Genomic DNA, 24,331 nt, shown 5'->3' with positions numbered 1-24,331 from the left:
TTAAACTAAACCGTTTAGTTTGCACATGATGACAGCTTCGCCAGCTCTACCCCTAATAGAAACCTGCGGTAATCAGGTTGATTATGTAGTAGTGAAGAATTTGTACTGGGGTGAAGACGACGAAGAGAAAAGGTTCATCTTTTACGAACAATCTAAAACCAGAAAATCTGTCTTGGAGTTAGGAGCAATCGAATTAAAGTTTCTGCGTCTTGTTGATTGGGTCTACGAAGCAATAGATGCTCAAGATTTAACTTTTACAGAAGCAGTAAACCACGAGACATTAACTATCAGCAAGCAAGCCAGATTATCTATATGGATACCAAATAATGAGTCAGAGTTGATTAAAGGTGGCTCACTTTTGAGACTTGAAGAGGCACAACCCAGAGATAGGGACACTTTAAGGAAAGTAATTATTGAAAACGTGTAACTAATTCTGATAAAGCTATTTTCAATCCATTTGAAAAAATTCCGGTTGATTTTAGTTTTTTCAAATGGATAGGCTGGGGATCACAGAGCTAAATCTTCTAACTAAACTTGGTCTCTGTTACAATATTTCTTGTATAACTTTTAACTGTTTAGTTACTACACAATTCAGAGCTTCGGTCTAATTATGCTTATTTAGAGCTATCAAGCTTTGATTTGCCATTTGATGCTTCAGTGGCTTTAAAAACTGATTGATTCGATATTTCTTGATTAACAGGAAGGTTATTAACTGCATTATCGACAGAGTTAGAGTGATTTTGCTCTAAATCAGTTGTAATTTCTTTATGATCATGTTTTTCAGCCAATGTATAGGCTGCTTCTGTAACTTTGCCATTTGGCTCTACCGTTTTTTGCGATATCTGTTCCAGCTTTGAGTTTTGTCCTTCTTTTTCGGATACTGTGCTTGTTATTCGCCTTGCCATGCTTTCCATTAAATTAATTCCAGCAAAACCAGCAGCAACGGAAAGTGAGAATAACTTAGCCTGATCCTCAACAGGTGGCCATTGTGGCTGGTTAGCAGAAGTAGTTGCTGGAATTTTTAAATTAAATAATGGAACTGCTATAAAAAATATTGAGATGCTTGCAGTAGCGCCAATTATCATATTACCTAAAATTCCCAGAGGAACTAATCTAGCTCCATTATTCTTGGTACGTAAAAAAGGAACTCTAACTTCGTATGAGTTGTTCTCATTATTCTGAGCTATTCCAGAGGCGAAACCACCGCAAGAACCACCAAAGGCCATCAATAAAAGTAAGCTAATGTAATCCATATAATTTGTCTAAAGGAGATTAAATTATTAAGAATGAGCAACAAGAAATGAGGAATTAACAAAGCCTAAAAAGAACTTTTTCAATTTGCAATGAAAAGTCAGGTATCTAGGCGAATCCACATATTTTAAATTTTGTCCTTAATAGCTACAAGGTGAAAATGCTAATTCCGTAAAAAGTATTATTTAGAATTTAAATAAGTAGAACAGCTTCAATAATTGACGCTATGTCATTGCGAATGAAACGTTCGCGGTAGCGTCTCGTAGAGAAGTGTAATGAAGCAATGGCAATGCTTATGTCGATTTTACATTCCGTTACATAGCTAGGTTTATTTTCACCAACTTACTTACACTTCATTCTTAGTGGTGTGAAAAGGCATACTGAACGGGACGCTCACTCAATGATTAAGTACGAAATCATGATTTTGAGAATCTTTTATTACTGATAGGTCAGTAGAAATTAAAAACCGATAAATTTTAGAGCGTCACTGTCGAGTTACAGGTGGTTTGCACCCTTTCAATAACACTCAGAATAGATTGGTCTGAGTAAACTTCAGTAGGTAAACAACGCAAGATAATCATCAGCAAGTCAGCCAAAACTATCGGCGTGCAGAAGTTAAAAACTCGCCGCAGTGCAGTATTAGTAAAGATTGTGGCAACTTCAGCGACGTGTTCTAAGGCATCTTCTGGTGATGATTCTGATTCAGCAATCAACATCGGGAAGTATGTACGGGCTAACCACTTTTCATCGTCGTCTAAGTCAGCCAAATTTTTATTACTACCGCTATTAAGACTATCTAATAGCAGGAGTAATAATTTTTTAAAGTGCTGCCAGCCCCCCCAGCGTTGGGTAAATCGGCTCACCCATCCTTGGGTAGTGTCTATGATTTTGGCGATCGCCTTTTGTCCAATTTTCTGGTGTGACTGCCAAAGCTGGGTGAACGCTTTGACGATGGCGTGTCCGGTCTGCTGATCTCGGCTACCCGCTTCAATGCAGAAGTCGCAGGCATCAACGCTTTCTAATTTCACTCCTGGTAATTCACGATCGAGGAAACCTAAATCATAGTCAGCGCAGAAGTAGAATGTTAGCTCCACATTGGAGCGACGATGAGCGCGTAATCGCCCAATCTCTTGAATGATTTCTGCACGGATCAGGTCTGTGAGATACTTTTGGAAAGCGCTGTTTTTATCTTCCAGGTTGACCCTTTCACCAGTCATCACCTGATATTGTGCTGCTAAAACACCGATGTTTTGGTAAGGAATGCCAAAACTTGCGATCGCTGCAACGTCACTAAACCGATTAACACCACGCCCATCGACAAAGTGACCGTATTCTGTGCGGCCCTCGGCTTGAGTTGCAATCTGTTTCCAATCGATAATCCCAAGGGTGGGGCAGAGTTTTTTCAAGGTTTCTTTGAGGGCATTAACGCGGTTGCTGAGTGGAAGAGAGCGATTTTTAGGCAGTTTACCCAGCCCAGTAACGTTGACCACTTTTAAATTGTCGTAGTCTGGGCGTTGTTGCTCAATGACTAACACAGGATCATTGATGCCCAGTTTCAATTTCAATTGCTGGGATTTGAATGTGGCATCAAGATAAATATTAAATTTGGCAGAGTGGGCCAAATCTTGATGCTTGGGATTTCGGCGGTAAATGCTGAGTACACCCCATTGAGATTGGAAACTACCGTCACCCTTCCAAGCTTCGAGAAAGTCAGGCAACCAGTAATTAGGCAAGTCAAGAAACTCTCTGCCTGCCGTTCGTGCGCTGTCTTTAACTACCTTTTTGGCAGCATAACGAGCCGCAGAGCTTTTTTTGAGTTGTTTATCTTGGGTAATATCAATTGAGTCCAAGTCTTCTAGGAAAGTTAAATCAGGTTCTACAGTTTGCTGAATCGCTTCGATATCTAAGCCTGTGGGGAAAGGGGGCAGCAGCGCTCGGATGCTGGCATCATCAAACCCGTAGCGGTCAGTGGGCTTAAGTTGCTGAGTTAACAGTTGGTGTAAAACTTTTAGTGCAGGTTGCAGCTGTGAGATTATGTTTGGTTCTAACAGTAGCAGCTTGCCCACAGTGGTTTCAAAATCGCCTCGGTTCACATCAACATTACGCACGGGCTTGATGAGTGTGCCAGCTTCTTCCCATAAACGCCCAACGGTGAAAGTTTGTTCAGCAGCATTAGTTAAGGTGACAGGGGTAGAGTCTGGGTGCGCTCTGAGTTCAGAATAATTTTGAATAACTGTGCGTTTTTGAAAGCGGAAGCCAAAACCGTCACCACTAGCGAAACGGCACTGATTCTTAAGGGAACAACCGCCACAGATGGGGCTGATGCCGCTCTCTTCAAAATCTAAACTGCTAAAATTCTTGCTGCGGAAGGCGTTAAACAAGTAAGTTCTGTGACAATTGCCGTCAGTGTCGGCAGTTTCACCCGCTTTAGTCCACAGTTTAAAGTCCTCACCTTTAGGAGTTTTGCGGGTGGGATCTAGTTTAAAGCCGTTGTGACGCACTGGTAAGTCAACAAAATTCGTCTCAATGGGTAGAGTAGATGGGTTTCTGTGGTTGGCATCCTGGTAAATTAGTTTATCAACGCCGAATAGCCCCGCCGTCAGTTGCCCCGCGTTGTAAGACTTGCCCAGTCCTGGATGGGAATTATCTAAGATTTGTGTCCAGCCCTTAGAAACAGCTTCCACCCAAGCGGTAATATGTTCTTCTGGCTGGCAGGAGATAGAGATATTGCCTGTAACTTCAGTTATGTACGGGATATTGCCGGGCTTGTAAATAATTACATTGGGCGAAGGCGTGTCAATTTCGGGTAAGGGCTTTCGTGTTGGTGGGGTTTTAAATCCTTTAAATATCGAACTAAATGGAGCAATCGCTTGCTTTAATAAATTTTGGAAGCTGCTCAAGTCCTCTCTGACTCGCCCAAGCTCCCACTCTTCACGGCTAATTACTCCTTTGTTGCCGATGTTGGGTTCATACTGCCGTTGTGGAAACCGAAAGCCATACTGTTTGGCAATGTGAAACAGTGTGCCGATCGTAATTCCTCCACGGCGGAAACTGCGAATCTTAGCGTGGATGTTCCAAGTTGAGCCTTTGATGCTGGGCGACCACTGTTCTGCTATGATTTCCGCTTCTGATGCCCCATAATGGTTAACCAGCGCCATCAACACCTGACGGCATTCGTCATAGTTGCCGCTTCCTGGGGTGCGTGGTGGGATGAATGAAAGCGCGTTCTGGATTAGCTGGTCAATGTCCCAGCCTTCAGTGAGGGAAATCTCACGCCACTCTTTACGCCGTGACTCAATTTCTTGAATTCTTAGCTGATACTCCTCCCGTTCATGCAGCGCGATCGCAATCGCTTCCTGAATCCATTCTGCTGGTAAAGTGGCTTCAGGGTTGACTAGCGGGAATTCTGCCTCTGTGCTGCCGTAGAAAACACGACTTGCATCTTTACAAGCTGGGTCATGGGGCAACTGCTGCATGAGGAAGCGTGTACAAGCTTCTACAGTATCAGCGCCTTGGACATATTCGGGAAGAAGGAAAACCAACCGGAATTTATGCCAGTCTGGTCTGTGACTGGCAGTAGTGTAAATTAAAGCACAGTGTTTTTTGATGAAGGGATGGGCTAGCGCTTCTTCAATGGTTAATTGGTGATCGTAAACTTTGATAGAATTGCCGTTAGCGTCCTTAATCGGCTTCCCATAAGCATCACGGGCAACATCGGAATTATCAATGTCGAGGAGCAACCATTGAGAACCTATGACATTAGCCTTACTGCGCCATTTACCACCCAATAACCCAGCACAGATAGCGTGACCTGCTTTAATGTGTTGCTGCACATCTTCTAGAGTGCCTTCTACATCAATGAAGTTACCGGCCAGCTTCTTAAAATCCCAGTCTTTGTTTCTGCCAGTGGCGTTAAACGCAAACTTGATTATGCGACTCTCAATCAACTCAAGTTTTGTCAAAGCAGCAGAATTTGCCCCTTGAGCATCTGCTGATTGCGTTGATACTGAGTGATTAAATTGTTGTAATGGTGACATGAGAGCTATTCCTCCTGAAGTGTGTTGGAGGAATTGGAGCTATCCCGAAAGCAATCTTATATACAAACGTTCAGAAATATAAGAACAAAATTACATAAAATTCCTGAAACGCTGTTTACATCTGGTGAACCAGTGTGTACATTGGCTTTACACCCAATCATGTACGATAAAATTACTGTTAGGGATATTAATTAGGCTTCGACACCCGATAACCCCAATTCCGTTTGAAAACCCTGCTGTCTCGTCGAGACGTGGGGTTTTCATTGTTTAGCTTATTCGTACTTGGCTAACCAAGCCTTGACAAACTCGGTGACTTCCTCCTGTTGAATAACAAATGCAGTACCTTTTCTCCTGAGAGCTAGAAGTCTCATACTTCCAACTTCAGAATAAAGATGTGGATTGTGATCACTAGCCGCCTTGGTAGGAGGCCATAAGACCAAAACTTTTACTGTCGGCGTTTTTGTCACCTCTTTCGAGGACATTCCGAACAAGGCTCTATTTTTAGTTAGCCATCTCTCATAATCCGATAGCTCAACTAGTGGACAGGGTTTCCAGGTGGTTAAACCACTTTTATTCTTCTTTTTGACCTGGAGAATTTCTTTGGTTTCGTTGTAGACAACCTCACTATCTCCCCGCGAACGAATGGAGATAAACAGGTGCGCCCTTTGTGGAAACCTGATAAACAAGTCAATCGGGTTCTTATCCTCTGGCTTAAGCACTGGAAAGATTTGTATCCCCTTGCTTTTAAACTCATTCAAAAGTACAGCTGTTAATTTTTCCAACCGCGCCAGTTTTTGAATTGCTACCAATGGCTTGTAAGCCAATCCAAAAAGAACCCAGCCAAAAGGATGAACTATGCCTCCTGTAGCCAGCGCAGCACCACCAGCCGCTAGAGCTTGAGTGGACGCATAGTCTTTCGCCTCCCTAAGCATCTCTAATGCCGGTTCGTTGTGCGGCGGGAGTTGAAAATCGGTTGGTGAGTCTTTCACTGTAGTCATTGGAGACAACAAAATTAATGATGTGAAATTATACGAACTGTACCGATAGTAATGTTTGACACTGGATTTTGAGCAAATAGCCCTACTTTCTGTAACTAGGCCAGAATTTCCCTTAGAGCGTTTTTTTCTGATTGGCTTTCTTTGATCATGCTGTACCCTTACCTTTTTTGCCCTTGGGTGTGGAGGAAGGTTGCTCATGATTTGCTAGCCAAAGGCTAATTGCTTCATCTAGTGCATCGCTTTGGGTTATTTGCAAAGCAGTGCAAGCAATTTTAAAGTTTAAAGCTTTCTCCTTTGGTATGTACCCGCTAACTTGAGTGAAATCTGGATCGTCTCGTCTTGTTACCACATCACTGTTTTCTATTTGTTCTGAAAACATTTTGACATTACCTCAAGAAAATTAGTAAAACATTACTTCATTACTTCATGAAGTAATGCTATCATAACACTAGCAAGCCAAAAAACGACGCATAACATAGGCGATAGAAGCCGGAAAGCGAAGTGATGGCAAGCCCCCAACTGGATATGTGGATTTAAAGCGATAAGCGCCTCTAAATTCTGCAAAGCCAGGAAAATCAAGACTTTAACAAACAACAGAACCATGACAACGACATACACCAATGCCAAAAATTGGCTAGTTCAGGCAGACTTGTTAGCCAATTCCGGGCTAACTGACCTCATCGCCGGAAAAGACTCAGGTGCAGGGTATGGCAAAGCAATCATCGGTGATTTTTCTATCATGATGCCTGCCGTATACTCACTTGTTCGCAACCGCAACATCATGCACCACGAAACCATCTCAAAAGATGGCTGCTGGGTGCGGTATGTAGAAGGAACGCGGGTTGACTTAAAAGATGTTCAATTCTTCTGGGGCAGTGCGGCTCTAGCCCAAAGTGACCACACCCTGTTACACGAAGATAAGGCGAAAAAAGCAGAACTGGCATTAGAAAGCATCCTTGCAGACTTATCAGTTCTGAATATTCCCGATGGGGTAAAGCTAGAAATTAGTTTGAGCAATCACAACCCAGAACGCTGGGCAAGTGAGATTAAGCGCAGAGTTGAAGGGACTCACAGCTTTGAACATCTGCACCCTGTAACCCGTTCCATTGTCACCAAGACAGTTGAGATTGTTGTTACTGGCATTTATCCCGAAGGATTCGGCAGCATTGCCCACTGCTTATTTGGTGAAGCATCCCTGGTACTTGACCCCTCAGAATTAGCGATCGCACTCGATATCGGTTCATCCACTTGGTTAATTACCGTGTTTAACGGCAGTGGTGCAGTGATTGACCGTCACTTGATTGAAGGTGGAGCGGGTGAACTGCACAGCATGATTGCCCGATCTCTCGACAAGCGAAACGACCGAGTGAGCCTGCTGTCCAAAGATGTGAAGCACTCGCCCAGCTTGGTGAACCAGGGCATTCTAGAAGGGACTTTCACTTATGGCGGCAACCACCTCACGGGTAAGAAGTTTGAAACCGAGTACAGCCAGTGCCTAGATGAATGGTGGAGTACCAGGATTGAGAAATTCGCCAACTTTGTGACTGCTGGTAATTACCTTGATAGAGCGAAATACCTTGTCGCCTGGGGTGGAGGTGTTTCCTTGCCCGTGGTGGATCAAAACCTAGCCGATTTAGGCTTTGTGATTTTGAACAATCCCCAGTTCATCAATGCCTTGGGGTTGAAACTATTAACTCAAATTGCAAGAGGAGCTTAATTAATGAATTACGAATCTCGGCGTATAACCATCTCCTACCTAGCAGTAATTGAATTGTGCAAGATTTTTGATTTACCCCAAGATGCGCCAACACAAGCATTATCAGCAGGTGTAGAGAAGCTGATTTTTCAACACGGTAATGTCCAATCATCACCCAAAGTTGAAACACCGCAATCTACACAGCCCAATAAATCGGCACTTAGCGCAATGGTCACTAATTTCAAAGGGGCAGCATGAACAGAACCACATTTAGAAACACGGTTTTAGGCATTGGTGCAACAGCAGCAGCGTTAGCCCTTGGCTACTTCGGAGTCCAATACTTCGGCAGAAACAATATGTTCACCATCGCCGCAGCCGTGGGGGGTGCAGGGGCTATCAGCTATGTACTTCAGAAACCGAGTCAGCCAGAAGCCCCAGCCACACCAGTTAAAACCCAAAGGAGAAGAAACAAGTCATGAGCGACCAAGAAACCATGCAGACACAGCCAAGCCTAACAACAACCGAAATTATGACCATCATCCTCGGTTGCGAACAGACTCTTAGATTTGTGCAAGCATCTCCCAATTACAAGCAAATTGAAGCGTCCGAACGGTTCAGTACATCGAATGACCTAAAAATAGGTGATGCAGTGCAAGCCTTGATGGAGATTCATGAAGCCATCCTAAATATCGAGTTTTACTCTCAAGTTGAGGGACAAACAAATGCTTTCAACGACAGCCTTACAGCGTAATCATTTGTACCAATTCCGTGGTCAACAACTGCGCTACAGCCACCTTTCTAACTCTAGAGTCAATGCACCTTTCATATTCAATGACTCAAAGGGCAGGCGCAAAGAATTAAGCCAAACCCAAGTACAACGTGAGGTTTTTGAACTTGTTGAGTTTTGTGAGAACTGATGATGAAGCGATTGCACCGACGACCAATCATTGCAATCGCCCCACTCCGGGACGTATCTCTCGCCGCAAAAACGAAAGTACACAAGGATTCTAACAAATGACACTTGACTACAAAAATCCCAACGATTGGGGACGTTCACCGCTAACTGACCGCGCTTTGAGATTAGAGCAATTCAAAGCAGAAAATCCTGAACAATGGGCAGCAATGATTGAGGCAGATATTCAGGCACTCTCCACACCAATCTTCGAGAGTGAAGATTACCCACCCTTCACAGGAACCGAATTTCTAGCAACTCATGAAACCATTGATGACCATCCATACTCTGCTGCATTTGGTCAATTCTTGGGCAATGGGATTGACGCGGACATTGCAAATATCTTGGCGTTTGGCTCTAACCGATTTGATTTAATCTCTGAAGATTTGGACGACCCCGTAAGGCAATTAGCAACGAGAATTTATAGCCGATTTGAAGATATGGGTTACTGGGATGAAGTGCCCCAAGAGCCGATAAATATCGACTACGACAACATACCTTATTAGGAGATTAAATGGCACGTAATTTTGGAGCAGCAAAACTCAAAAACCATATTTCCAACAATGCCCCCGGTACGTTAGGAGCAATGGGGAAACTGTTTGATGTCTCAGAATCGGACTTCAACAAAGCCTTACAAGGAGATCAAACGGTAATCACCAGAATTGCAGACATGGCGAGATTGTCGGATACTGCCAAAGCCAATTTACCCAAGGCTTTGGAGGCATACCGAAAGATTATCGAAACCACAGGCGATATAAACCAAGCCTATGCCGAACTGGTGCAGATGACCCAAAAACACGGTACGCAAACCCTGAAAGCTATCAACACTAGTAAGACAGGAGAGCAGCGTTTTAAGAACGAGATGTCCGAGATGCAGGCAGAACACGTCAATGCTACCACTGCCGAGGCCACCCGTCACGCTCAACGTTCATCCTTGATTCAGATATCTGGGGCCACTGCGGATTTAATGGCGATCGCAAAATATGAGGCTGATTTAATCAAAGCTTCTAACAAAGTTCCAGAAGCCCAAGATGCAGCAGATCGCGCTTATGAAACTGCGGTAACTAGCGCACTTTGGACAAACGGTAGTGAAGCGAAAACCGACCGCATACCCAAGCCCAATTACTCGCGCACTGCTGGGATTAGTAGAGTAGGGCAGTGGTTCCGCAACTTCATGGGCATCTAACCGTAATTAGTCGAAAGCCAGTAGTGACAGAAAACTCTGGCTTTTTCTGTTTCACCCCTCTTGCGAGGTAAACATGAATGAAATTGATTCCCTCTTATCACAGTTCCAAAATACCAGTGAACAGTTCACACCGTTAATGTGGGGTGAAACTACTTCAGAAAAACCGACCCCGGAGAGCGAAGACGGCGAACGCCTAGAGCAATCTATTAGAGATGTCTTCAGTAACAAACAACTGCTAAACAAAGCCCTAGCCACATTTCTGGGTGTGTTTACTGCTAATGCTGGAGTCAGCCTACTAACGAGTTTGGGAATTGGGGCGATCGCTTCTGGCACTTTAAGCAGCATTGTACTGGGGCTATTTTTCGCCAACACCCTTACTAAAATTCAGTACGACGGACAAATCCATATTGGTAAAGACTTCATGGTGGCGACTGCCCAAACTGCAAGTGTAGGGGTTTCTCTATGGGTGGCTTTTGACGAGTATCGAATGGTGTCTAATGCAACTAATACAGGTAAGACAAGGTTTTATTCAGAAGTAAGACAGTACGAAGTTAAGCCCAGTCCCCAGACTGACACCCCTTGGCTAATGATCGGGTTGGCAGCATTGGGAGTGTTGTTGCTTGCAGCTATGACGAGGGGGAGAAATTAATGAAACGTAAGCAGTTTGAGGATTATTTACGATCAGGAACAGCCAACAATATTACTGTAGGGCTGCTGGCAACCATCGGCTTAATTTGTGGGGCAAAGTCATTCACAGGAACTCAAATTAGTTTGGTTGAATATTGCTTCATCCCCTCAACGCTCACCAAGCCGGTTAACCGTCAAAGGTACTGCACTCCCAACAAGCGTTACATAATGCCAGAGTCGGAATTTTATGCTGAAGCTTATGCACCAGCTAATCCAGAGTTTCAGCGTGATAACTTCCTGCCAACCAAAGCTACCCGTTTAAGAATTATTCCACCAAGCAACCCTGATAAATCGCTTTGGGGCCTAGCCTCTGTTGTGGCAACTGGTAGCGCTTTCGCTTTATCCAAAGCTAGGGAATGGCGATTGCTACAACTAATGCCCTCTGTTAGGGAAGAAATTCGTAGCAACTGGTTAATCGCCAAACTAAGATCCGGCTTGAGGCTCCACAAAGAAAGCTACACCGCGCAGTTAGATTACGAATTTCACCAATGGACAGAGAATAGACGGGTAAGAACCGCGCAGTTGTCTCAAATGACACCGCAAGAGTTAGCCATCTTTCAGGAACAAGTGAGATTAAGGGCAGAAGCCGAAGCACGGGTGCAACTGCAACAGGCAACGGGTCAACCAGCCGGGGCATTGCCAGGGCAATCAATGCAGGATATCGCCAGGGGTGACAATAAAGTAACCGGGGAAGAACAGCAGACATTACAACAAAATACTACCTTTTGCCTTGACCCATCAGAATCTCTTGCCCTGAATACTTTGCAAGCCCTAGCCAGAGCCGATAGTTCTACTGCTTTAGTCGCCGCACCGGGAAGCGGTAAATCGGTAACGCTCAATTACTTAATTCAGAAAATCTTGGCGGATTCACCAAGAGCAGATATCTGGGTAATTAGTGCTAAGAATGATAGTTTCTGTGGTTTACGAGAGAAGGGGCGGGTAATTGTCTTTGACGGGGAAAACCCAGACCTAGCCAAAGAGGTAATTGATCGCTTTTACACGGACTACAAAAAGCGTAAGCAACTACCAGAATCAAAGCGCGATTCCCTACCGCCATTGATTCTAATTCTGGATGATTGGTTAGTGATTGCTGACCAATTAAGCAAGCATTACTCCGACTGGAATTATGGGGGTAAATTACTTGATGTTTTACTGATTGGTCGAGAGTTTAATACTAAGTTTATTGCTTCCCTACAGTCTTTTAATTTGGCGGCTTTGGGCATTGAAAAGATGGATGCTCAAACACGTCTCTGTCTCAATTTACTGCTGTTAGGTAACAGGTATATCAAAAACGGAAGGGAACAAGAATCTTATGGGGTATTGGAACTAATTTTAAATAGAGGTGACATTATTCCAGGTAAGCTTGAGCGGGAGCAAATTAAATCTAAATATCTGTCAGTGAAAACAGTCTCCTATCAAAACTTACGTCCAGTAATGATTGCTTCCGTTGGGGGTTTTGTAGTTGCATTAATGCCGAATCTATCTAATCAAGCCAAGTCAATTACAGATGACCAGGAATATCTATCTAGAGTATATGAGCTTGAATTTAATGTAAGCCGGACTCCCCATCACCACCCGAAACCATTATCTGATGTAGCGAAAAAGATTTATGAATACTTCCATAACGTGAAGAATAAAACGCCAAAAACATTACGCGATTTGAAGAAGGCTGACAGGTTATCTAGCTATTCAGACCAAGATTTACTTGAGGGATTATCTGAATTAGTTGAGAGGGATCAGATTTTTTCTGACGCCCCTGATAGCTACTCGCTCCCTGATTGGTGAACGTGTTGCCGTGATGCCGTAGTGATAAAACGGAACGTAAAACTAGCTTTTATGGGTGGACACGTCAGGATGCACAATCACGGCAATCCATACACTGTATAGGTCGTAGCCTACGGCATGGCTACGGCAGCGCAGATACCCACGGCAGAAGCATCAATAATAAATTAGTCAATAAACAGCCATTTATTATTAGAGAATTAACCCGTATCATCTAAATTTTTTCATTGTTGAACAAGAAGCATTTACCCTTTTAGACATCAAGACTGCTATTTCCAAATCTCCCAAAATAGAAGTAAGGAGTGAAGCCACTTGTGGAGAGATAGGTTTTCTCTTAATTGAACAGATGAAGCCTGATATTTTGCTAATTGATTTACTATTGCCGGATATGAGTGGTTGAAAATTTACTCGCTCTCTCAAAAATAAAATTAGTTATTAATAAAGCATTTCAGTGTAAGGAGAGCGAAAAGATTAAGTTGAGTATTGCTGGTATCTAAGCCTTATTTATCTTATGTATATAGTTAACGGAAACATATCTTACTACATTAAGGAAATTTAATAAGATTGGTGAGTAATTATCTTTTCGCCAAACCATCGCCATTTGAAATATAGGCACTTTTTCGGTAATTTCTCGATACACAACACCAGTTCGCTGAAGATTCATGGCATTGGCTGGTAGCAATGCAACCCCCATTTCACTTGCAACCAAACTGAGGACTGTGGGCATCCATGCGGCTTCTTGCACTATATTCGGGTGAAATCCCGCTTCCATACAAGCTATTAGAGTCATTTTATGTAGTCCTGGTACTGTTTCACGACAGGGAAGTATAAAAGGTTCATTGGCAAAATCTGCGAGTTGAACTTGTGAGTTATTGGCTAAGGGATGTTGCTGAGGTAGTACCATCACCAGTGGTTCTTTGTTTACAACTTCGTAGCGAAGAACATGATGCTTATCCACATCTTGTAGATTGTATAAATTCTCAAAATCTATATCTAGAGTACGATTTTGCAGTCTCTGGCGACTGTCTTTATACAAAAGCTCTTGCAATACTAAGTCTACTTGCGGGAATTTCTGACGAAAAACACAAAGAATATCTGGTAACAAACTATTAGAAATCGAAGTATTAACACCAACACTTAAACGTCCAATTTCACCTTTGTCTGCTTGTTGAGATAATTTTTGAAATTGCTCTACTTGTCCAAGAAGGTGTTGTGCTTTTTTCAGAAAGACCTTGCCAGATGGTGTTAGTTCTAAGCGAGGGTTACGGACAAACAGTTCTACTCCTAATTCTTCTTCTAGTTGTTGAATTTGTCTGCTGAGATGGGGCTGAGGAATATGCAGTTTTTTTGCTGCATGGCTGAGATTGATATCTTCTTGTTCTGCTAGAAAAACAAAACGTTTTAGACGTTCTATATTTATTGGTTTTGGATATTCTTGGTTCATATTCAGCCAAATTTATGATTAAGAAGTAAGCATAATCAAAATTACTACGAATTTTCATTATGTATACATACCAATTTAGGTATAGTCCCATAACTAGATTTACAGACTGTAACTACTTAAGATTGATTGCAACAACCACTGGAGCAGAAGAATTTGATGACAAACAGAATAAATTCAATTCAACGAGCATTGATAGCTGCGGGAGTCCACGGAAACGAGTTCACTGGTATCTATCTCCTCAAAAAACTCGAACAGCATCCTTATCTGATGCGTCGAGACAACTTTGAAACTTTAACTTTGTTGGCAAATCCCAAAGCATTTGCAGCAGTGCGTCGATATATAGATCTAGACCTCAACCGTAGTTTTAAAAAGTCTGATTTACAAGATTTGACGCGTTCTAGTTATGAATATATCCGAGCCAGAGAAATAAATAATTTATTTGGTGTAAATGGCAAAACTCCAGTTGATGTCATTTTAGATATTCATAGCACAACTGCAAATATGGGCTTAACTGTAATCACCAATGCTCACCCTTTTAACCTGCAATTAGTTGCCTATCTTCAGAGCGTTAACCCTTCTGTAAAGATTTACATTTTACCTAAATCAGAAGAATCTTCTAGCTTGCCATCTATTTGTGAGTTGGGCTGCACGATTGAAGTTGGAGCAGTATCTCAAGGAGTTTTAAAAGCTGATATTTTTCAGCAAACTGAAGCCTTGATTATCAATGCTTTAAATTACTTGGAGCAATATAATCGCGGAGAAATTCTATCTTTTGACAACGGCCTCACAATTTATCACCATATTGGAACGATTGATTACCCCAGAAATGAATCTGGTGAACTGCAAGCGATGATTCATCCGCAACTTCAGTCTAAAGATTATGAGGCACTTGAGCCAGGTCAACCGATGTTTATGACTTTTGACGGACAGACTATTACTTACGAAGGTGAATCAACTGTGTACCCAGTTTTTATTAATGAAGCAGCTTATTACGAAAAAGGTATTGCTATGTGTTTAACCAAAAAGCTGTCAATTCCTAATTATTCTCCAACTCTTTCTCTCTGTGCCTCTGTATGAAACTAATTCATATTTACTTTTAGCAAAGCCCTTCTTTTTTATCGTTAATCAACCAAAGTTATTAAGTCAACTAGCATTGACTTAGTATATTTATACCTTGGACACAACATTTATTTATTACAAATTAAGCAGGTGTAAAATCTGGATAAATATCAATACTTATGTGTCAGCTTGGTGTCTTTAGCATCCTTACTAGGGTCAGATGTTAACGTACAGGCATTGCGTCTCTTTACTAACTCATTTTGATATAGTACTATCCCTAGATTTATAGGATTTAACCTCATAAGATTAGTTACACAACTCTAGTGTTTTAAGCTGTTCCCAGCAGCTAAAAATACTAGAGTTAGTTAATTAATTTTTGGATTGACAGGCAAAAAGTGATTACTTAAGGGGTAGAAAATGAAAATAGTTCCTAAAAATGCCTTTATCGAAGGCGTTATTTTGCCTGCACTTATTACTACTTTAGTATGTAGTGCGATAGGTTTGGCGATTATTGACAAAAATATTCGTCCTGTCTTTGTTCAAACTGTGATTATCTACTGTTTTAAAATGTCAGGCAATCGAGATAAGTAAGTAGTTATAAAACCTGAGAATAGGTGGGCATAGTGTCTGCCTACCTACTTTTAATTTGTTGATGGTGTCTCAATCCCACACAACACATTAAAGGCAGGTGTGAACTGTCATTACCACAAGAGTCAGGGCAGTTATTAGGGACTTCCAAGTAAATAATTATTCGATCACTGTTAAAGCTGGGGGGTATTGAGCCGAGATGCACAACTTTCACGTCGCGCATCTCGGCTCAATACCTTCTAGGCCTTGCAGGCGATCGCTCCGACGGGCAGCAATCACTACCGTAGCGCCAACTGATGCCAGCGCTAGTGCTGTTCACAGCATCTAACTTTAGCCAAACAAGTGGTGCCAGCACTGCCGAACTCTTACAAATCATCACGACTATGCGCCAAACAGCCGCTCAATTTCCTAAAGAAATCCAAGACGATATTATTGTTGATATTGATGATGTAGAAGAAGAAATTAAAAAGCCGGAAAATCAGCGCAACTTAACCCGTTTGAAAAAGCGCCTAATCGCCTTAGCAATGATTGGTGCAATGATTGCGACTCCAATTGCAGGGATTACCGATTTTGCTAATAACGCCATAGATTTAGGGAACAAATTAGGCATTGAACTTCACCTTCCCTCTGCTACCAGATAGTTAGCTTAGGGCATAGCTTGTAGCTAGTACCGCAAGGTGGGACTACTGACTAGTTTTTGCAGCTTGTTTCTGCTCGTTCTCCAACACCGGGAAGTACCGCCGAGCGTTAAGGGGTTTCTTCCACCCAGTCAACTCATACAGGTAGTCATCTTTCTTCTAGGTTAAGCATCGTAGCCCATTGATTGATTTGACTGCCGTTGATATTTATCCGCTCACACAGGTCAGTCTTGGTTAGCCCGTAAGTTACTCTCGTCTAAACCCAGACAACTAGCGGGTGTTATCTCAATCGTGGTTGGTGGTAGCAATTGCTGGCGCACTGCCGATTAAAAGCGATCGCTTTTAATCGGCAGTCATTATTGAGATACAGCCTAACTTTAAGGTAAAGGGTCAAGGTTCAGCTTGGAGGAATTGAAGCGATTGTTTAACGAGTTAGTTGAAAACAGTCTGGCCAAGAGAAAATCATTAGATATCTAGATGTTTAAATGTTCAAACATCTAGATATCTAGGATGTGGAAGTGGCACCTCGGCTCAATACCTATCTGTTCGGTGTTCTGCCGATGGCATCCCGATCAATTTCAATACATCTGCTTGTGGCTGTTTCAACTGGATCTCTGGTAGCCATTCATCCGGGTTGGTATATAGCAAATCTAGATTAGCCGCAATCTTCTGTGACTCCCAATCCCACCAAGATAGTTCTAGCAACCGTTCTACTGTTTTAGGCTCAAACCGATACCGAATTATCTTAGCTGGATTACCGACCACAATTGCATACGCAGGAACATCAGAAGCAACAACAGCCTGTGCGCCCACAACTGCACCATTACCAATTTTCACCCCTGACAAAATCGTTGCTCCATGCCCAACCCAAACATCATGACCAATAATCGTTGCCCCCTTAGCAGAAGCATCGGTGTAACGTTCTTCTGGAGAAGCTTCCGCAGATAACCACTTGAAAGGAAATGTCGTTACTCTTGTCATAATGTGGTTTCCTCCACCAAAGATAACGATATCCCTAGCCAGAGAACAAAACTTTCCGATCTCAATCCGATCAGAGGGGGTAAATATTGCCAAACTGATATGCCGATCAAAGTAGGTGTAATCTCCAACTTTGATCCGAGGGTCTTGAATATGAGCATTTAGCCAAATGGGAGGAGAAGCGTATTCGAGCATAGTTATAAAAGACATCCAGACGCTGGCGCAGAGAAAATTGATATCGGTTTTGATAGCAACGATTTATCAACCAGGGGTATAGAAGCGAGTATAGACTTCTTAGGCAAGCCGCAATATGAGCAGATCCTATTTGCGTGGATTATACCTGTAAGTGGTCATCATGCTGCAAGCATAAGCAGGTTTTATCAGCCAACGAAAAAATGCGGGTTGTAGCGTGAGTGGTTTCGTGCTGATTGATAAGTCTGGGTTAATCGCCTAAATTGGTGAACGAAATAATCAGCTTTTTGGGGACTTACATTGTGTTATTGCGAAAAGACCATGTAAGCTAGACCCTATGAAAATAAACCGCTTCGGCAGGGCAGAAATCCTCACCCCCGACCAAATTAATGTCCTATTTAGCGAGGGCTTTGTCAACCCACGCGATCGCGCTTTATTCGGCGTGTGCCTTTACGCAGCCTGCCGGATCAACGAAGCTTGCACGTTGGCAGTGAAAGATGTGTTTGGCAGCAACGGTGTCAGAGGGGTGTTAGTGCTACGCAGCGTCAACACCAAAGGCAAGCGAGACACAAGGGAAATCCAAGTGCATCCGAAGCTTAAGCAGTATTTAGAAGAGTACAACCCCAATCGCCGCAAAGAGTTCTTGTTTCCCGGTCGGCATGGGTTGTTACATATTCACAAGGTCAGTGCTGACAAAATCCTCAGAGATACCTGTGTGCGGCTGGGCATTGAGGGCGTTAGTACCCACAGTTTCAGGAGGACTGCGTTAACCCGGATGAGCGATGCGGGGATACCGTTGCGCCACATACAGGAGATATCGGGGCATCGGACTTTGGCAGCTTTGGAGCGATATTTGGGTGTAACTGAGAAGCAGAAGCAAAACGCGATCTCTGCTTTGGATTTTTGAATAATGTAGCGAAATTAGATGAATACGTCTAATAATAATCTCGTCAGTTTTGAGTCTACCAAATCTTTTGATTTTTAATTATTAGTGGTTTTACCCAAGACATATTTTAATTTATTCGTTTTAAATATAAGTTAGTAATTATATAAAATACTTATGTCAGAAATTATCCCGGTACAGTCTACAGCTATCCAATTGTCATCATTGCCACCATTACCAGAAATTATGCTACCAGCTGTAAATCAATTTATAGCTGCATTGGGTATTCCCAGAGAGGTGTTAGCCAGCGATGAAGATATTGAATACGCTTGGATAGGTTTACCAAGGGAATTGCGTAGTATTTCTACTATAAATTTACGTGGCGAGTTAATTGCTAGAATGTGCATTGCAGTAAGTGTAGGACTTTTTGATAGTGCAATTAACTATGCTTGGAATGCTTCTATATTACAACTACGAGAAAAAGTTAAAAATTTTGGTTTACCAATAGTTGCTCAAATTCTTCAAAAAGACTTTGAAGAAAAACACCTTTTGGATCTTCAAGATAGTCACCTGTTGGAGCTTTGTTTGAAGCTCAATCTTGCAACAGAAGATGGTTATTTCTTCTTAGATCAATGCAGGGATACTCGTAACAACTTCTCCGCAGCTCACCCAACAATTGGTCAATTAAACGACCGCCAGTTTACTGCTTTTCTTAACACTTGCGTAAATTATGCTCTTGCTGAATCTTCTTCACCCCGTGGTGTTGATATTGCAGCTTTTATTTCCGCAGTCAAAAGTTCTCGATTCGCAGAAGGGCAATGTTTATTGTGGCAAGAACGCTTGAATGCAACACATGACGCTCAAAGAGGTTTATTATTTGGAACAATTCATGGCATCTATTGCGACCCAAGTACACTAGAGCCAGCACGTCTAAATATAATAGATTTATATACCTATTATAAGGAAAAGCTAACTTCAGCGATTCGGTCTAATCTGATTAATCGACATTCAGAATATTTAGCAAAAGGTGATATACAGCGCCATGCAATATCTCAACAATTCTTTGAGAAAATAGGTTTGCTTAATCTTCTCAATGAATCTGAGAAGCATACTCTAATATCAAAAGCAATTACTCAACTATGGAACGTTCATCAAGGATGGAATAACTTTCATAATGAGCCTCCATTTGCAGAACGACTAGCAGAACTGTCTAGACAGGGTTCACTACCAGTTTCTATACAGGAAGAATTTGTTGAAAAAGTAGTTGGTTGTTACATTGGAAATGAAAGTGGAAGTTCTCGGAAGGCAGAACCTTTCTACGAAGAAATGATACGTGAATTTTCACCAAAAGAAATACAGCACATGGTTGAGATTCAACAAAAGAAGTCTTCTCTTGTTGCACATCGAATTGTAAGTAACTCTATATGCCGTAAAAGATTTCAACAAGCTCTCAAACTCATTGATGCTTCTAGCGTACCTGATGCTGTTCGAGTAAGCTATGAAAATTTTCTTGTACAAAAAAGAAGCAGCTAACTAAAGAGATAGACTGAGCGTCTGACTCGATTCATGTCCGACAAAATTCTCCGCGATGCCTGCAAGCGGATTGGGGTAGAGGGAGTCAGCACCCACTCGTTTAGGCGAACTGCCCTCACGCAGATGTCCAGCGCTGGGATACCTTTGAGAACTATTCAAGAAATCTCAGGCCACGGCGACCTGGGGACGTTGCAGCGTTATCTGGAGGTTACGCCAGAGCAGAAGCGCAAGGCTGTTTCTGTGATTGGGTTTTAGTGTTAAGGATTTGGGCTGAAAGCTTTTTAGAAAAGATAATTAATAATTATCTTGTTTCAATCGCTTTTTAATCCATTGAGTTAATAGAGGTAAAGTGATACAGTACTTTTCCTCTGAATTGTAAAGCAAGTCTTTTTCTTGAGTAGTATAGTAAAAGTTTAAAAATATAATTTTCAGGTATGTTAAGCAGGTTTAATCTCACGTTCCATAAGTTCAATGATATCTTCCATTTCAGTTTCTAACTCAAAAACAAAAATATCGCAGTCGTTGCCATTTTTGTCTACATTACCTTGTAGATTATTATTTAAATTTTGAAAATATTCAACATCAATATCTTTACCAATACCAACCACAATAATCTTGATAATTCGCTCATCATCTATTTGTTTACAAGTTTCTTGTATTAAAGTCTCAAAAGCTTTTGTATCATCAAATTGACCATCAGTATATATGATAAAAAAAGCACCTTTAGTTTTTGATTGAGCGCGGTTATCGAACCAGAAATTAATAGCTCTATTTAGTGCGGGGACAACAAAAGTTAATGTATCAGGTCGATTTTCTAGAAAAATGTTCTCCACTTGAGCAGTTTTTTTAATTTGATGGGGTTCTCTTCTTAACTTGCTTCTACTAAATAAGTCTAAATATATAGAGTCACAAATTTTTCCCTGTTGACTATCCTTTTTATCAAGTATCATATCTACGTGAGACATGACTATTTCCTTGAGGCTATCCCAGCGTTTTAAAGTGCTGTCTGCTGCATCTTGTTTAGTCATTGAACCACTTTGGTCAATCAGTATGAATACATCTCTGTTATAAATAGTGCTTAAGGGGTCTACCATATTATGCTCCTGTAGCTTTTTTTCTTGATTATCAATCCAATCTAAAGTAAAAACTTTCTCATAGATTCGGTTAGTAACTTTTAAATGACCATTATTTTTAGTAACTAAACCTGAAATTAGCAAGTCCCATTGCACTGGATCTCGCTCATGAAAATTAACTATATCTTGATTGATAATTCTTCTATAAAGTCTTAGCGCTTTTAATTTATCAGGTTTGTAGCTGTCCTTTACCCTAATGAACCAGTTTTCAATTTCCTGGAGATGTGATTGTCTATCTTGGAGTTTCCAATTGTTGGTAATTTTATCGGTTACTACCCAATCAATGTAATCCTTCAAATTACAATTATTAGGAATTTGAGATTCACTGGCTATTAAGTGGCAAAGCACCTGAGTGAGGAATGGTTGCCCGCCTGTCCAATCTAAAATAAAGTCTAGAACTGCTTCTGGTTTGCTTGTGACTGTTTTTAATCCTTCTAGCAATGGTTGACAGTCTTTTTTCAGCAACCCACCTAATTCAATATAATCGCCCAAATTAAAGGAGTAACTATTACTGGTAATCAAATCCGAAGGCTTGGCAACTCCAATTAAAACAAAATTGAGTCTCTGAAGGAGTGCTTGGTCGCGGTTTTCTGAAAGGTTTTTAAGAAATCCTATAAAACTATTTTGTAAATTCCAGTCAGTTAATGTTTGAATCTCATCTATAAAAATAATTAGCTTTTTTTCATCTATTTTGCTCAGAACTTCTTGAATTAAGAATTCTTCAAATTGTACCGTTGGCTGTACCCCTGGAGTTTTATCCCAAAATGCATCCAGTTTGCTAACCAAGCTTCCTTCTTGAAGTACAACTTGTTGGCAAATCAAGCGCAGAAGGTTAAACCAGAGTGCTTTCTCTGACTCAACATTACCTAGTTGCTGCAAATAAATCTTAACGCCAACTGCCCCATCCTTAGCTAAACACTTGGTCGCCCGCACCATTAAGCTAGATTTTCCCATTTGTCGGGCAGCCAGTATATAACAAACCCGATTAGTCGCCTGCATGGAACGAGCAAATTGACGCAGTTGTTCATCTGCTTTTCGCACAACATAGCTTGGTGCATTCAGAGGTAATGTACCAGCCTCTATTTGGTAAAAGCTTCCCTGATTAGCTCTGTCCATCAGCCACTTTTTGATGAAACGTTTGCCTAACAAGCGCTTTGAAAATTATATAGCACTAGGTTGCAGTTTACACTAGTATTGCCCTAATTGCTAGCCTTAGACAATACAGAACTGCTATAAAATTTTACAGGTGCAAATCAAAATATTTCCTATATAGCTCACATGCTACTTTTACTTCGTCTTGTCCTACCTTAATTAATCCTGCTTTTTCTAGCTGAAAATTTGCGAATTCATCAGTACACCTCTCTCCACTCAAAATTTTATTAAAGCATTGTTTTAAATTCTCATTTGCTTCAAGTAGGTCTAGTTTTTTAAGTAAATCATCCCTAAAAGGACTAGTTGGCGAAGTAGCTTTCATCTCTAGTTCTGCCAAAGTTATATGCCCCTGACTAATTTCAAAAAATGCCCGATTGATTAAAGCTGGATGACCGCCAATCAATTGCCTGAGTAAATTCACTTCGTTTAAGCTCCAATTCAAGCCGTATCTCTTAGCTAGCTCTAGGGTTTCGTCTGGACTAAATTCTTTCAAATCTATCTCTATGCCTACATTTTGCATGATTGAACCTTTAATGCCGTACTCTGGGTATGGCTCTGTTGAGTAAGCAATCACGATACTTGGCCATACAATCGGAACTTCACTGACAAGTTTCATTTCGCTTTCATTCCAAGTTCTCAGCAGATTCAAAAAAGGGTTTTGAGTTTTTTCTTGACCTAAAACAGCGTCAATTCCATCAATGAATAGAGTTTTTGGTTGTTCTATCTTAGAGAAGATGTGTTCTTTGAGATAATTAGTGCAGTTCAATCCTGATGCAATATCCTTCCGCCAGTAATCTTTGAGATCAGGCGGAGTATGGTTGTTGAGTTTATTACTAAATTTCTGAGCTATCACGAAGGTGAACTGATATAAAAGCTGGTTTAAATCCGCAAACTCAGATAAATCAATACTACCTAGATCGATAAAGCCAACCGCCTGCTTTTGCTGTCTCTCTAAAAATTGACAAAGCCGCACCAACAGTGAAGACTTGCCCATACCTTTGGATGCTCTGATCCGAATAAAGGGTAAAGACTCTTCCCTGTTCTGGGCTGCTTGCAGATATTGCCTACACTTTTCATCTGCCGACCGTTCTAGGTATAGTGGCGAATCTAGCGGCACACGACCCGTTAGCGGCTGCATCATGTGCTTGGTTTGGTTGATTGTATTATTACCTATCACTAGCTCTCGCTTGTACTGGGCACATAAAGAAACTAGTTCACGACGGTTATTGAGACCAAAGGCTTTGTAGGTTTTCTCAATGTGCTTGCGTACAGTTGCCTCTTTCATATCTAGATTGTTAGCAATCTCTGCATCAGGCAACCCTTTCAACATCTGTAGCGCAGCATTTTTTTGCTTAGGCTTCCGTTCTAGTTCTTTCCAGATCTGCTCAAATTTTCGATAGTCCATAGCTTTTGTGATAGTACCGTCATTATAAGTATTTTGCTCAAACATTGGCTTTTCGACGAAATAGCCTCAGTCAAATATCTGTTATTTTTACGGAAATTTCAATTACTTCGACTGAATAGACGACAAGAAATTTGTCAACTCAAAACTTAACAATTCACTTTGGCTATTTTTCATTACACATTTCTTTTCTCTTAGTTCACATTAAGCATAATTTTTTTCAAATTACAAAAACAATAATACACTTTTTTTTAAGAAGGAAAATTTATATGAATTGATAGTTCACATATATATATTATTGATTGAAAAGTGTTTTTATAATCATTTTTATAATTAAATTATTTTGAGTACCATGCTATTCTCTAAATATGAAATTCAAAACACAAGTACTCTAATCATGAAGAATATTTTTGTATCTGCTCTTTTAGCTGTAGCAACTGTGACGACTGCTCTTGCTGTTAACGCATCACCTTCTTATGCGTGTGATAGAAACCATTTTGGACAATGTGTCAAAGGTGCTTATGATGCTGGAAAATTTCTTTACGACAATAGAGGTCTACCGAATGACATAAAAGAAGGTTTTGAAAGAGGTCGTCAGGAACTACAACGTCATTACAATGATTACCAGGAAAGAGAGTCTGAAAGAAATTACCAAGAAAGACGGTTTGACAATAATACGGGCAGACGAATTGTTGATGATATGGATGAAACCTGGGAGAGACAAAGACCACGAAGATAAG

24 protein-coding genes and 1 pseudogene are annotated in these 24,331 nt (G+C 41.3%); 17 read left to right on the top strand and 8 right to left on the bottom strand.

Going from position 1 to position 24,331, the window contains the following annotated elements; genetic code table 11:
* Positions 1-25 precede the first annotated feature (25 nt).
* Positions 26-427, top strand: coding sequence for a hypothetical protein (locus RMX89_RS28435; protein ID WP_322691289.1), 402 nt, complete (start codon positions 26-28; stop codon positions 425-427).
* A gap of 187 nt (positions 428-614) precedes the next feature.
* Here the strand turns inward: RMX89_RS28435 and RMX89_RS28430 are convergent, their stop codons facing one another.
* From RMX89_RS28430 to RMX89_RS28415, 4 genes are all read right to left on the bottom strand, one after another.
* Complete coding sequence (locus tag RMX89_RS28430) at positions 615-1,253, bottom strand: hypothetical protein (protein WP_322691288.1); 639 nt, start codon at positions 1,251-1,253, stop codon at positions 615-617.
* Between the two features lie 474 nt (positions 1,254-1,727).
* Complete coding sequence (locus tag RMX89_RS28425; RefSeq protein ID WP_322691287.1) at positions 1,728-5,288, bottom strand: PriCT-2 domain-containing protein; 3,561 nt, start codon at positions 5,286-5,288, stop codon at positions 1,728-1,730.
* A 272-nt stretch (positions 5,289-5,560) separates the two neighbouring features.
* Entirely contained in the window at positions 5,561-6,286 is a 726-nt protein-coding gene (locus tag RMX89_RS28420) for a hypothetical protein (RefSeq protein ID WP_322691286.1), read from the bottom strand.
* Positions 6,287-6,431: 145 nt separating this feature from the next.
* Positions 6,432-6,665, bottom strand: a complete 234-nt coding sequence (locus RMX89_RS28415; protein WP_190737253.1) for a hypothetical protein — start codon at positions 6,663-6,665, stop codon at positions 6,432-6,434.
* Between the two features lie 222 nt (positions 6,666-6,887).
* Here RMX89_RS28415 and RMX89_RS28410 point away from each other — a divergent pair, with 222 nt between their 5' ends.
* The 9 genes from RMX89_RS28410 (at position 6,888) to RMX89_RS28370 (ending at position 12,592) form a co-directional block, all read left to right on the top strand.
* Positions 6,888-8,003, top strand: a complete 1,116-nt coding sequence (locus RMX89_RS28410) for a ParM/StbA family protein (protein WP_322691285.1) — start codon at positions 6,888-6,890, stop codon at positions 8,001-8,003.
* Positions 8,004-8,006: 3 nt separating this feature from the next.
* The gene (locus RMX89_RS28405) at positions 8,007-8,240 is read left to right on the top strand and encodes a hypothetical protein (RefSeq protein WP_322668617.1); all 234 of its coding nucleotides are present in this window, start codon (positions 8,007-8,009) and stop codon (positions 8,238-8,240) included.
* Positions 8,237-8,461 (top strand): hypothetical protein, encoded by a 225-nt coding sequence (locus RMX89_RS28400; RefSeq protein WP_322691284.1) that lies wholly within the window; start codon positions 8,237-8,239, stop codon positions 8,459-8,461. The genes RMX89_RS28405 and RMX89_RS28400 overlap by 4 nt, the downstream gene beginning before the upstream one ends.
* Positions 8,458-8,733, top strand: a complete 276-nt coding sequence (locus RMX89_RS28395) for a hypothetical protein (protein ID WP_194144691.1) — start codon at positions 8,458-8,460, stop codon at positions 8,731-8,733. Before RMX89_RS28400 ends, RMX89_RS28395 begins: the two co-directional genes overlap by 4 nt.
* Positions 8,705-8,899 carry a hypothetical protein gene (locus RMX89_RS28390; protein ID WP_322691290.1) on the top strand — a complete coding sequence of 65 codons (195 nt, stop codon included), beginning with the start codon at positions 8,705-8,707 and terminating at the stop codon, positions 8,897-8,899. The genes RMX89_RS28395 and RMX89_RS28390 overlap by 29 nt, the downstream gene beginning before the upstream one ends.
* A gap of 97 nt (positions 8,900-8,996) precedes the next feature.
* Positions 8,997-9,440 (top strand): hypothetical protein, encoded by a 444-nt coding sequence (locus RMX89_RS28385; RefSeq protein WP_322691283.1) that lies wholly within the window; start codon positions 8,997-8,999, stop codon positions 9,438-9,440.
* 8 nt (positions 9,441-9,448) lie between these two features.
* Positions 9,449-10,120, top strand: coding sequence for a hypothetical protein (locus tag RMX89_RS28380; protein ID WP_322691282.1), 672 nt, complete (start codon positions 9,449-9,451; stop codon positions 10,118-10,120).
* A 73-nt stretch (positions 10,121-10,193) separates the two neighbouring features.
* The gene (locus RMX89_RS28375; protein WP_322691281.1) at positions 10,194-10,769 is read left to right on the top strand and encodes a hypothetical protein; all 576 of its coding nucleotides are present in this window, start codon (positions 10,194-10,196) and stop codon (positions 10,767-10,769) included.
* Entirely contained in the window at positions 10,769-12,592 is a 1,824-nt protein-coding gene (locus tag RMX89_RS28370) for a hypothetical protein (protein WP_322691280.1), read from the top strand. The genes RMX89_RS28375 and RMX89_RS28370 overlap by 1 nt, the downstream gene beginning before the upstream one ends.
* A gap of 490 nt (positions 12,593-13,082) precedes the next feature.
* Here the strand turns inward: RMX89_RS28370 and RMX89_RS28365 are convergent, their stop codons facing one another.
* Positions 13,083-14,033, bottom strand: a complete 951-nt coding sequence (locus tag RMX89_RS28365) for a LysR family transcriptional regulator (RefSeq protein WP_322691279.1) — start codon at positions 14,031-14,033, stop codon at positions 13,083-13,085.
* A 156-nt stretch (positions 14,034-14,189) separates the two neighbouring features.
* On the opposite strand from RMX89_RS28365, the gene RMX89_RS28360 reads away from it, so the two are divergent.
* The 3 genes from RMX89_RS28360 to RMX89_RS28350 all read left to right on the top strand — a co-directional run bounded on the left by RMX89_RS28360 (position 14,190) and on the right by RMX89_RS28350 (position 16,321).
* The gene (locus tag RMX89_RS28360; RefSeq protein ID WP_322691278.1) at positions 14,190-15,110 is read left to right on the top strand and encodes an aspartoacylase; all 921 of its coding nucleotides are present in this window, start codon (positions 14,190-14,192) and stop codon (positions 15,108-15,110) included.
* A 399-nt stretch (positions 15,111-15,509) separates the two neighbouring features.
* A complete protein-coding gene (locus RMX89_RS28355) occupies positions 15,510-15,683 on the top strand; it encodes a hypothetical protein (RefSeq protein WP_322691277.1) in 174 nt (57 codons plus the stop codon).
* 293 nt (positions 15,684-15,976) lie between these two features.
* The gene (locus tag RMX89_RS28350) at positions 15,977-16,321 is read left to right on the top strand and encodes a hypothetical protein (protein WP_322691276.1); all 345 of its coding nucleotides are present in this window, start codon (positions 15,977-15,979) and stop codon (positions 16,319-16,321) included.
* 528 nt (positions 16,322-16,849) lie between these two features.
* On the opposite strand, the gene RMX89_RS28345 is transcribed toward RMX89_RS28350, so the two are convergent.
* Positions 16,850-17,506, bottom strand: coding sequence for a CatB-related O-acetyltransferase (locus RMX89_RS28345; RefSeq protein ID WP_322691275.1), 657 nt, complete (start codon positions 17,504-17,506; stop codon positions 16,850-16,852).
* 319 nt (positions 17,507-17,825) lie between these two features.
* Here RMX89_RS28345 and RMX89_RS28340 point away from each other — a divergent pair, with 319 nt between their 5' ends.
* The 3 genes and pseudogenes from RMX89_RS28340 to RMX89_RS28330 form a co-directional block, all read left to right on the top strand.
* Complete coding sequence (locus tag RMX89_RS28340; protein WP_190732316.1) at positions 17,826-18,395, top strand: tyrosine-type recombinase/integrase; 570 nt, start codon at positions 17,826-17,828, stop codon at positions 18,393-18,395.
* Positions 18,396-18,548: 153 nt separating this feature from the next.
* Positions 18,549-19,904, top strand: a complete 1,356-nt coding sequence (locus RMX89_RS28335) for a hypothetical protein (RefSeq protein WP_322691274.1) — start codon at positions 18,549-18,551, stop codon at positions 19,902-19,904.
* A 12-nt stretch (positions 19,905-19,916) separates the two neighbouring features.
* A pseudogene (locus tag RMX89_RS28330) lies at positions 19,917-20,159 on the top strand (tyrosine-type recombinase/integrase); the annotation flags it as partial.
* Between the two features lie 182 nt (positions 20,160-20,341).
* Here RMX89_RS28330 and RMX89_RS28325 read toward each other — a convergent pair.
* Positions 20,342-22,153: an AAA-like domain-containing protein gene (locus RMX89_RS28325; RefSeq protein ID WP_322691273.1), complete on the bottom strand. Its 1,812-nt coding sequence runs from the start codon at positions 22,151-22,153 to the stop codon at positions 20,342-20,344.
* A gap of 124 nt (positions 22,154-22,277) precedes the next feature.
* The gene (locus tag RMX89_RS28320) at positions 22,278-23,639 is read right to left on the bottom strand and encodes an AAA-like domain-containing protein (protein ID WP_322691272.1); all 1,362 of its coding nucleotides are present in this window, start codon (positions 23,637-23,639) and stop codon (positions 22,278-22,280) included.
* A 349-nt stretch (positions 23,640-23,988) separates the two neighbouring features.
* Between RMX89_RS28320 and RMX89_RS28315 the strand changes: the two genes are divergently transcribed.
* Positions 23,989-24,330, top strand: a complete 342-nt coding sequence (locus RMX89_RS28315; protein ID WP_322691271.1) for a hypothetical protein — start codon at positions 23,989-23,991, stop codon at positions 24,328-24,330.
* The last annotated feature ends 1 nt before the right edge of the window (position 24,331 follow it).

Source organism: Nostoc sp. DedSLP04, assembly GCF_034530775.1.
Classification (GTDB): domain Bacteria; phylum Cyanobacteriota; class Cyanobacteriia; order Cyanobacteriales; family Nostocaceae; genus Nostoc.
This window is presented reverse-complemented; position numbering and strand designations above follow the sequence as displayed.

Bases quoted from the DNA above. Each gene is read 5' to 3' on its own strand.
- RMX89_RS28390 (WP_322691290.1), top strand. From the start codon at position 8,705: ATGCTTTCAACGACAGCCTTACAGCGTAATCATTTGTACCAATTCCGT.
- RMX89_RS28315 (WP_322691271.1), top strand. From the start codon at position 23,989: ATGAAGAATATTTTTGTATCTGCTCTTTTAGCTGTAGCAACTGTGACG.
- RMX89_RS28340 (WP_190732316.1), top strand. From the start codon at position 17,826: ATGAAAATAAACCGCTTCGGCAGGGCAGAAATCCTCACCCCCGACCAA.
- RMX89_RS28435 (WP_322691289.1), top strand. From the start codon at position 26: ATGATGACAGCTTCGCCAGCTCTACCCCTAATAGAAACCTGCGGTAAT.
- RMX89_RS28350 (WP_322691276.1), top strand. From the start codon at position 15,977: ATGCCAGCGCTAGTGCTGTTCACAGCATCTAACTTTAGCCAAACAAGT.
- RMX89_RS28320 (WP_322691272.1), bottom strand. From the start codon at position 23,639: ATGTTTGAGCAAAATACTTATAATGACGGTACTATCACAAAAGCTATG.
- RMX89_RS28335 (WP_322691274.1), top strand. From the start codon at position 18,549: ATGTCAGAAATTATCCCGGTACAGTCTACAGCTATCCAATTGTCATCA.
- RMX89_RS28425 (WP_322691287.1), bottom strand. From the start codon at position 5,288: ATGTCACCATTACAACAATTTAATCACTCAGTATCAACGCAATCAGCA.
- RMX89_RS28365 (WP_322691279.1), bottom strand. From the start codon at position 14,033: ATGAACCAAGAATATCCAAAACCAATAAATATAGAACGTCTAAAACGT.
- RMX89_RS28420 (WP_322691286.1), bottom strand. From the start codon at position 6,286: ATGACTACAGTGAAAGACTCACCAACCGATTTTCAACTCCCGCCGCAC.
- RMX89_RS28375 (WP_322691281.1), top strand. From the start codon at position 10,194: ATGAATGAAATTGATTCCCTCTTATCACAGTTCCAAAATACCAGTGAA.
- RMX89_RS28355 (WP_322691277.1), top strand. From the start codon at position 15,510: ATGAAAATAGTTCCTAAAAATGCCTTTATCGAAGGCGTTATTTTGCCT.
- RMX89_RS28325 (WP_322691273.1), bottom strand. From the start codon at position 22,153: ATGGACAGAGCTAATCAGGGAAGCTTTTACCAAATAGAGGCTGGTACA.
- RMX89_RS28345 (WP_322691275.1), bottom strand. From the start codon at position 17,506: ATGTCTTTTATAACTATGCTCGAATACGCTTCTCCTCCCATTTGGCTA.
- RMX89_RS28410 (WP_322691285.1), top strand. From the start codon at position 6,888: ATGACAACGACATACACCAATGCCAAAAATTGGCTAGTTCAGGCAGAC.
- RMX89_RS28380 (WP_322691282.1), top strand. From the start codon at position 9,449: ATGGCACGTAATTTTGGAGCAGCAAAACTCAAAAACCATATTTCCAAC.
- RMX89_RS28405 (WP_322668617.1), top strand. From the start codon at position 8,007: ATGAATTACGAATCTCGGCGTATAACCATCTCCTACCTAGCAGTAATT.
- RMX89_RS28385 (WP_322691283.1), top strand. From the start codon at position 8,997: ATGACACTTGACTACAAAAATCCCAACGATTGGGGACGTTCACCGCTA.
- RMX89_RS28400 (WP_322691284.1), top strand. From the start codon at position 8,237: ATGAACAGAACCACATTTAGAAACACGGTTTTAGGCATTGGTGCAACA.
- RMX89_RS28430 (WP_322691288.1), bottom strand. From the start codon at position 1,253: ATGGATTACATTAGCTTACTTTTATTGATGGCCTTTGGTGGTTCTTGC.
- RMX89_RS28415 (WP_190737253.1), bottom strand. From the start codon at position 6,665: ATGTTTTCAGAACAAATAGAAAACAGTGATGTGGTAACAAGACGAGAC.
- RMX89_RS28360 (WP_322691278.1), top strand. From the start codon at position 14,190: ATGACAAACAGAATAAATTCAATTCAACGAGCATTGATAGCTGCGGGA.
- RMX89_RS28370 (WP_322691280.1), top strand. From the start codon at position 10,769: ATGAAACGTAAGCAGTTTGAGGATTATTTACGATCAGGAACAGCCAAC.
- RMX89_RS28395 (WP_194144691.1), top strand. From the start codon at position 8,458: ATGAGCGACCAAGAAACCATGCAGACACAGCCAAGCCTAACAACAACC.